This window comes from Halomonas sp. 3D7M (genome assembly GCF_014897885.1).
Classification (GTDB): Bacteria; Pseudomonadota; Gammaproteobacteria; order Pseudomonadales; family Halomonadaceae; genus Vreelandella.
Map to the genome: position 1 here is coordinate 1 of NZ_JABUZF010000236.1, position 7,243 is coordinate 7,243.

Genomic DNA, 7,243 nt, shown 5'->3' on the forward strand with positions numbered 1-7,243 from the left:
GGAGGAGTCCATATACGCGCTACAGGGATGCAACCATTGAGCTCAGTGGGATTGTAGCGCGTGGTAAGCGAAGCGCACCCGCGAGGGCAGCTTCCCCATCGTAGCCAATTCATGCCAGTATCGTGCGATTGTGGTACCTTGTCGGCACCTCGAATGCTGCATGAGTTAGTTGCACGTTATGGATGTCAAACAACGCATTATTTCACGCTTAGCCACTGAGCTAAACGTACGGCCTGAACAGGTCTCCGCAACGGTAGAGCTTCTGGATGGTGGCGCTACCGTGCCGTTTATTGCTCGTTATCGTAAAGAGGTAACGGGTGCCCTCGATGATATTCAGCTGCGCCAACTGGATGAGCGCCTGCGCTATTTGCGCGAGCTGGAAGAGCGCCGTGAAGCCGTACTAGCGGCTATCGATGAGCAAGGCAAGCTGGATGCCACGCTAAAAGCAACGATTCAGGCAGCTGAGACGAAGCAGCGCCTAGAAGACTTATACCTACCGTTTAAGAAAAAGCGCCGCACGAAAGCTCAAATTGCCCGTGAAGCGGGCCTAGAGCCACTGGCTGATGCCCTGTTGGCCAATCCGCAGCTTAATCCCGAAAGCGAAGCAGCGCAGTACCTGCGCCCTGCAGAAGGCGATATTCCAGCCATTGAAGATGCCAAAGCCGCCCTTGATGGTGCTAAGCAAATTCTCATGGAACGCTTCGCCGAAGACCCTGAACTTATTGGCCGATTGCGTGAACGGTTATGGCAAGAGGGCGAACTAAGTGCCCGCGTGCTAGATGGCAAGCAGCAGGAGGGCGCAAAGTTTTCTGACTACTTCGAACATGACGAGAAACTTGCCAAGGTGCCATCTCACCGTGCGCTGGCTATGTTCCGTGGTCGCAACGAAGGCATTCTAAGTCTGGCGATTCGTCTGCCTGGCGAAGAGGACGCTCCAATTCATCCGGCCCAGGTCGCTATTGCCAAACAAGTGGGTATTAGCGATGAAGGCCGCCCCGCCGACAAATGGTTGAGCGAAGTAGTGCGCTGGACGTGGCGTGTGAAGCTCTATACCGCGCTTGAAACCGAGTTGTTGGGTCGCCTGCGCGAGCAGGCAGAGTTGACTGCTATCGAGGTGTTTGCCGCCAACCTGAAAGACCTTTTGCTGGCAGCGCCTGCAGGGCAAAAAGTGACTCTCGCGATTGACCCGGGTCTAAGAACCGGCTGCAAGGTTGCGGTGGTGGATGCTACCGGTCAATTTATCGACCAAGCGACGATTTACCCCCATGCGCCGCAGAATCGCTGGGACGAATCGCTCAATGTGCTCGCTAAGCTGGTTAAACAGCACGGCGTTCAACTCGTTGCCGTTGGCAATGGCACCGCCAGTCGTGAAACTGACAAGCTGGCAGGTGATCTGCTGAAGGCGTTAGCACCCGAGCATCGTTTAAGTAAAGTCATGGTGTCTGAGGCCGGTGCGTCGGTTTACTCCGCGTCGGAATACGCTTCCCGCGAGCTGCCGGATCTTGATGTCACCGTGCGCGGCGCTGTCTCTATTGCTCGCCGCCTGCAAGACCCGCTTGCAGAACTGGTGAAAATCGAGCCGAAATCTATCGGTGTTGGTCAGTATCAGCACGATGTCTCCCAGGTGCAGCTGTCACGTAGTCTAGAAGTCGTGATAGAAGACTGCGTTAACGCCGTCGGTGTGGATCTCAATACGGCATCTAGCGCATTGCTTTCACGTGTTGCTGGGCTAAGTGCTGCCATTGCTGAAAATATTGTTGCCCAACGCAACGTTCAAGGTGCCTTCAAGAGCCGTAAAGAGCTGTTAGAAGTTAGCCGCCTTGGACCAAAGACGTTTGAGCAGTGTGCTGGTTTTTTACGCATTAGCAACGCCGAAAATCCGCTGGACGCCAGCGCTGTTCACCCAGAGGCTTATACGCTGGTAGAGCGTATTGCCAAGCAGAATAGTCGAGATATAAAAGGCCTGATTGGTGATAGTGCGACGCTAAAAGCACTGAAGCCCGCTGACTTCGCTGATGAGCGTTTTGGTGTTCCTACCGTCAGCGATATTCTCAAAGAGCTGGATAAGCCAGGACGCGACCCGCGCCCTGAGTTTAAGGCGGCTGAATTCCGTGAAGGCGTCGAAACACTCAAAGACCTGAAGCTGGGCATGGTGCTGGAAGGTACCGTCACCAACGTGACCCACTTCGGTGCCTTTGTAGATATTGGCGTTCATCAAGACGGGCTCGTGCATATTTCAGCGCTCTCTGACCGCTTTATCGATGATCCGCGCAGTGTAGTAAAAGCAGGCGATATCGTTACCGTTAAGGTTATGAGCGTGGATATCCCCCGCAAGCGGGTAGGGCTTTCAATGCGTTTGGATGATGAGCCAGAACAGACGCAAGCAGCTGTAAACTCCACTAACGACGAGCCTCGTAAGCCTGCACGTAGCCAGCGGTCGGCTAGTTCTGGACAGAATGGTCGTGGTCAACGCCAGGGAGGAAAGTCCAGCGAAGCAGCGGCACCAATGGGCGCGCTCGGCGCAGCACTGCTTAAAGCAAAGCAGGGCAAATAGTCGCGCGTCTTGAATATTTAATGGTTGCCGCCATATCCTGCTGTCTATTCTCGGTAAAAAAACGTGATAAACCGCATGGCGATGCCAGCTGATTTCAACAAGGCCTGCTTTAAGCAGGCCTTACTAACAAGGAGTGTTCACCTTGTCTGAACCTCTCACTGTGCCATCCACACTGACCGCCCAGGTTGAGCGTTTGCTCCCTAGCGCGCGTTTAGGGCGCCTAGGTCGCCTGCGTCGCGGGGTGGAAAAAGAGGGCCTGCGCGTTGACGCCAACGGCCATATTGCTCAAACGCCGCACCCTTACGCGCTGGGTTCAAAGCTAACCCACCCGCATATCACCACTGACTACTCCGAAGCGCTATTGGAGTACATCACACCGGTGTATTCAGAGCCAAAAGAGGCGTTGGCATTTTTATCAGACCTGCACACGTTTACCTATCACCACTTGGAAAATGAGTGGATTTGGCCAGGCAGCATGCCGTCTCGGCTTTCCGGTAACGATAGCGTACCGATTGCTGACTATGGCAGCTCCAATGTGGGCACCATGAAGCATGTTTATCGTAAAGGGTTGGATGTGCGCTACGGGCGTATTATGCAGGCTATCGCCGGGGTGCATTACAACGTATCGCTACCCGATGATATGTGGCATGCCCTGCGTGAGCTTGAAAAAGCCACCAATATTCCTTTTAACGATTATCGCTCTACGCGTTATTTCGGCATGATTCGGCATTTTCGTCGTCATAGCTGGCTGCTGCTCTACCTATTTGGCGCATCACCCGCCATCGACAAAAGCTTCCTGCCAACTGGTACAGTGCCTGAAAAACTGCAGTCGCTGAGCGACGACACCTATTACGCCCCCTATGCGACCACGCTACGTATGTCGGATTTGGGCTATCAGAATAAAGTGCAGTCACAGCTTAAAATCTGCTTTAACTCGTTGTCCAATTACGTCAACACCCTGCGGCATGCTATTTCCACTCCCTGGCCAGACTACGAAAAGCTGGGCGTGAAGAACGGCGACGAGTGGCAGCAGTTAAACGCCAATATTTTGCAGATTGAAAACGAATACTACAGCGATATTCGCCCTAAACGAGTTGCCAAGCACAACGAAACGCCCAGTCAAGCCCTGGAAGCGCGTGGGGTGGAGTACATCGAAGTACGCTGTTTGGATCTTAATCCATTCGACCCGCTAGGTGTCACCGAAGCTCAGATGCGTTTTGTTGATACCTTCTTAATGTGGTGTCTATTAAGCGATAGCCCGTGGATTTCAGACGAAGAGTGCGACCGCTTAGACGACAATCGCCGTTTCGTCGTTGAGCGTGGGCGTGACCCAGCGCTGAAGCTGATCCATAACGGCAAAACGACGACTGTGAAGGAGTGGGGCGAGCAGATTTTTGCGGAAATGGCCGAAGTGGCACGCCTATTGGATGCTGTAGAAGAGAGTACTCCTCATGCGTCGGCACTCGCTGAGCTAGCGCCGCGGCTGAAAGATCCTTCTCTAACTCCCTCAGCGCAACTACTGGCGCGCCTGGAAGCTGGTAATGGCTCGCTCAGCGATACGCTGTTGCAATTGGCTCAAGAGCAAGCCGACAAGCTTAAATCCACGCCCATGCTACGTTCTCGTGAAGCACTGCTTGCTCAGTTGATCGAGACCTCGCACCAACAACAGCACGATATTGAAGAAGCCGATCAAGAGAGCTTTAGTGAGTTCCTAAGCACTTACTTTGCCAAAGCGCGTGAGTCCAGAGCGCTGTCTGCTATTTCACCAGAGGATGGTCAATGACATCATTAGCAGTTCGCCCTATCGCGTTAGCGGGCTTCGCCTTTTGTGTTCTGATGATGGCGGTAGCCTTGGGGCTTGAGCATATTATGGGATTGGAACCCTGCCCGTTGTGTATTTTTCAGCGGGTCGCGGTGATTGCCGCAGGGCTGGTGCTAGGTATCGCTGCACTTCATAACCCAAGTGGCAAAGTAGGCAAAGCTATCTACGGTTTGCTGAGCTTAGCCGCAGTAGGTACGGGTGCTTTTGTTGCTGGAAGGCATGTATGGCTTCAAGGCTTGCCCGCTGACGAAGTGCCAACCTGTGGCCCAGGCCTTGAGTACATGATGGATATCTTGCCGATGCAAGAAGTGGTTGCCATGGTGCTTACCGGCTCTGGTGAGTGTGCTGACATCGATTTCATGTTCTTAGGCCTGTCGCTGCCTGCATGGACCTTGATCGGCTTTTTATTGCTCGCGATTGCGCCTCTGCGTATTCTGTGGTCTTTAAAAACATGGTCTGTAAAAAAGAGTTAAATAAGTGGTATGGTTTACGTTAATTGATTGGCCTCATTTAATTAAGTAAACCGTACCCGCTAGGATTGACAGGTGTCCACGGACGCGCGAGTCTAGCTCAGTTGAAGACGGCTATCTGTAAGGAGAAAGCCCCATGCTCGAAGATTGCAAAAATGCCCTGGAGCGCTGGGGGGGCGTGCACAGTTTGATTGATCGCTGGCTTGATCAGCGCCGCTCGCTGTTAGTCAGCTTCATTGAGCTGAAAGAAGCTTGTGACGCCGAATTAGAGGCGATTAGCAAAGCGCGCATTGACACCTTTAGTGAGTTGTTGATGGACTACATCAGCGCTGGGCACTTCGAGATTTACCCCCAGCTTGCTGAGGAAGCGAAGGCATTCGACGATGAGAGTGCATTACAAATCGCGGCAAAGCTTCTTGAGCGCTTAGAATTGTCAACGGCCATGGTGCTGGAATTCGATGAAGACTTCGCCTCACCGGTACGCTGTCAGCAGAATCTAGTGCGTTTGCCCGCCTGGATTGACCGCTTAGCGAAAGGGTTGGCAGAGCGCTTCGCCCTTGAAGACCAGCTAATCGCCCGCCTGCACGCCGCCCACAGCCCACAGCAGATAAAGTCACCAGCGTAGCGCTTTTCGCTGCCCCGCGGGTGCGCTTCGCTTACCACGCGCTACAACTCCTGTGCATTCAGTATTTTGTAGCGCGGTGTAACGAATCTTGCGAGGCACGAGCAAATGAGGCACCCGCGAACGGTGCCCCAGTCGCCCCTGCTATGCAGTCTCACACCTCACCTATTACTTCTCACGCCTTAGCTTGCCGCCTATCACTAGCATGCAGGGGGTTAATAAGAGTGTCAGGGCTGTGGCGAACGTGAGGCCGCCGGCAATCGCGCTGGACATTTGTGTCCACCACTGGGCCGAGGGGGCATTGAATCCTAGCGCGGGTGCAAAAAGATTAACGTTGATTCCCAGCACCATCGGCATTAACCCCAGCACGGTGGTAATAGCGGTGAGAAGCACTGGGCGTAAGCGCAGGGTGCCTGCTTCTAGTGCCGCTTCGGTTGGGGGCATGCCTTGGCCGCGCAACTCGTTGTAAGTGTCGATCAAGACGATATTGTTGTTAACGACAATACCTGCCAGGGCGATAATGCCCATGCCCACCATGACAATACCAAACGCTTGGCCAGTAATGAGCAGTCCCATCAAAACGCCCGCAGTGGAGAACACAATGGCCGATAGCACTAGCGCTGCTTGATAGTAGCTATTGAACTGTGTCACCAGAATCAGCGCCATTAGCCCAATCGCGATCAAGAAAGCGCTGATCAAGAACTGCATGGATTCCTGCTGATCTTCTTGTTCACCCGCCACATTAACCATCAAACTATCGTCAAGTTGGCTTTGGCCTGCATCTAGTAGCGCTCGCAACCGCTCGTCCGCTAAATAGCCTGGTGCTAAATCTGCCTCAACGGTAATCGCACGGCGTCCATCAATACGATTCAGGGTGCCAACTTTGGGGGCGGGCGTAATGTCTACAAAGTGAGCAATAGGCACTTGGCCTCGTGGGGTGTTGATCGTCAGTCGTTCAAGTTGGTTGAGCGTGCGCCAGTGTTCCGGTAAGCGCACGCGAATATCCACCTCATCAGTAACGGTGGGGGGACGGTAGTTGGCCACTTGAAGGCCAGTGGTGAGTAGCTGTACAGCACTACCAATGGTGGTGATATCGGTGCCCATGCGGGCAGCGGCTTCACGATTAACTTTTACCTGCCATTCGACCCCGGGCAGGCTGCGGTTATCCTGGATGTCGGTAAAGCCGCCTAGCTCGTGCATTAGTGCCGTAATCTGGTCAACGCCGGCATTTGCGATGTCTGGATCAGTGGCGCTGACTTCGAGCAGAATAGGTTTGCCGCCGCCAGGCCCCATCTCCTGCTCGCGAAACTCTAGCGTTATCCCCGGTAGATCTTGAGTGCGCTCGGCCATGTCAGCCAAAATCGTGCGGGCAGGGCGGCGCTGATACCAGTCCACAAACTGAAACTGCAACATCCCGATCACATCATTGCCCATTTGCTGGTTAGGCACCGCAAAAGAGCGTGCATAAAGGGCTTCGATTTCTCCCATGCTGCCCAGTCGGCTTTCCACCCGCTTCAGGATGGTGTCGGTTTCTTCAGCGGAAAAATCGCCTCGGGCACGTACCAGCACTTGCGCGCTGTCCGGCTCTACGCTGGGGAAGAAATCAACGCCATGATTAAAACGAGCATAGCCGGTATAAATCAACCCAATTAACAGCACCGCAAACACGAGCACCCAGGCGGGATGCTGCAGCAAACGTCCGAGTACGCGGCGATAGGCGCGCCCAAGCGACGTGCTTTCGTCGACCGGGCCAGCACCCGCGGTTGCTGTATGGG

The 7,243-nt window shown here is 54.0% G+C and carries 5 protein-coding genes; 4 read left to right on the forward strand and 1 reads right to left on the reverse strand.

The genetic code is table 11. The annotated features are described in order from the left end of the window. Positions 1-178 precede the first annotated feature (178 nt). The 4 genes from INT22_RS13335 to rsd all read left to right on the forward strand — a co-directional run bounded on the left by INT22_RS13335 (position 179) and on the right by rsd (position 5,471). Positions 179-2,554, forward strand: coding sequence for a Tex family protein (locus INT22_RS13335; RefSeq protein WP_193060831.1), 2,376 nt, complete (start codon positions 179-181; stop codon positions 2,552-2,554). A 142-nt stretch (positions 2,555-2,696) separates the two neighbouring features. Further along, positions 2,697-4,337, forward strand: coding sequence for a glutamate--cysteine ligase (gene gshA / locus INT22_RS13340; protein ID WP_193060832.1), 1,641 nt, complete (start codon positions 2,697-2,699; stop codon positions 4,335-4,337). Further along, a complete protein-coding gene (locus INT22_RS13345) occupies positions 4,334-4,849 on the forward strand; it encodes a disulfide bond formation protein B (protein ID WP_095604560.1) in 516 nt (171 codons plus the stop codon). Before gshA ends, INT22_RS13345 begins: the two co-directional genes overlap by 4 nt. A gap of 133 nt (positions 4,850-4,982) precedes the next feature. Beyond that, positions 4,983-5,471, forward strand: a complete 489-nt coding sequence (rsd, locus tag INT22_RS13350) for a sigma D regulator (protein ID WP_095604561.1) — start codon at positions 4,983-4,985, stop codon at positions 5,469-5,471. A 165-nt stretch (positions 5,472-5,636) separates the two neighbouring features. Here rsd and INT22_RS21025 read toward each other — a convergent pair. Further along, on the reverse strand, positions 5,637-7,243 hold a 1,607-nt coding region (locus tag INT22_RS21025; RefSeq protein WP_226912722.1), incomplete at its 5' end, for an efflux RND transporter permease subunit.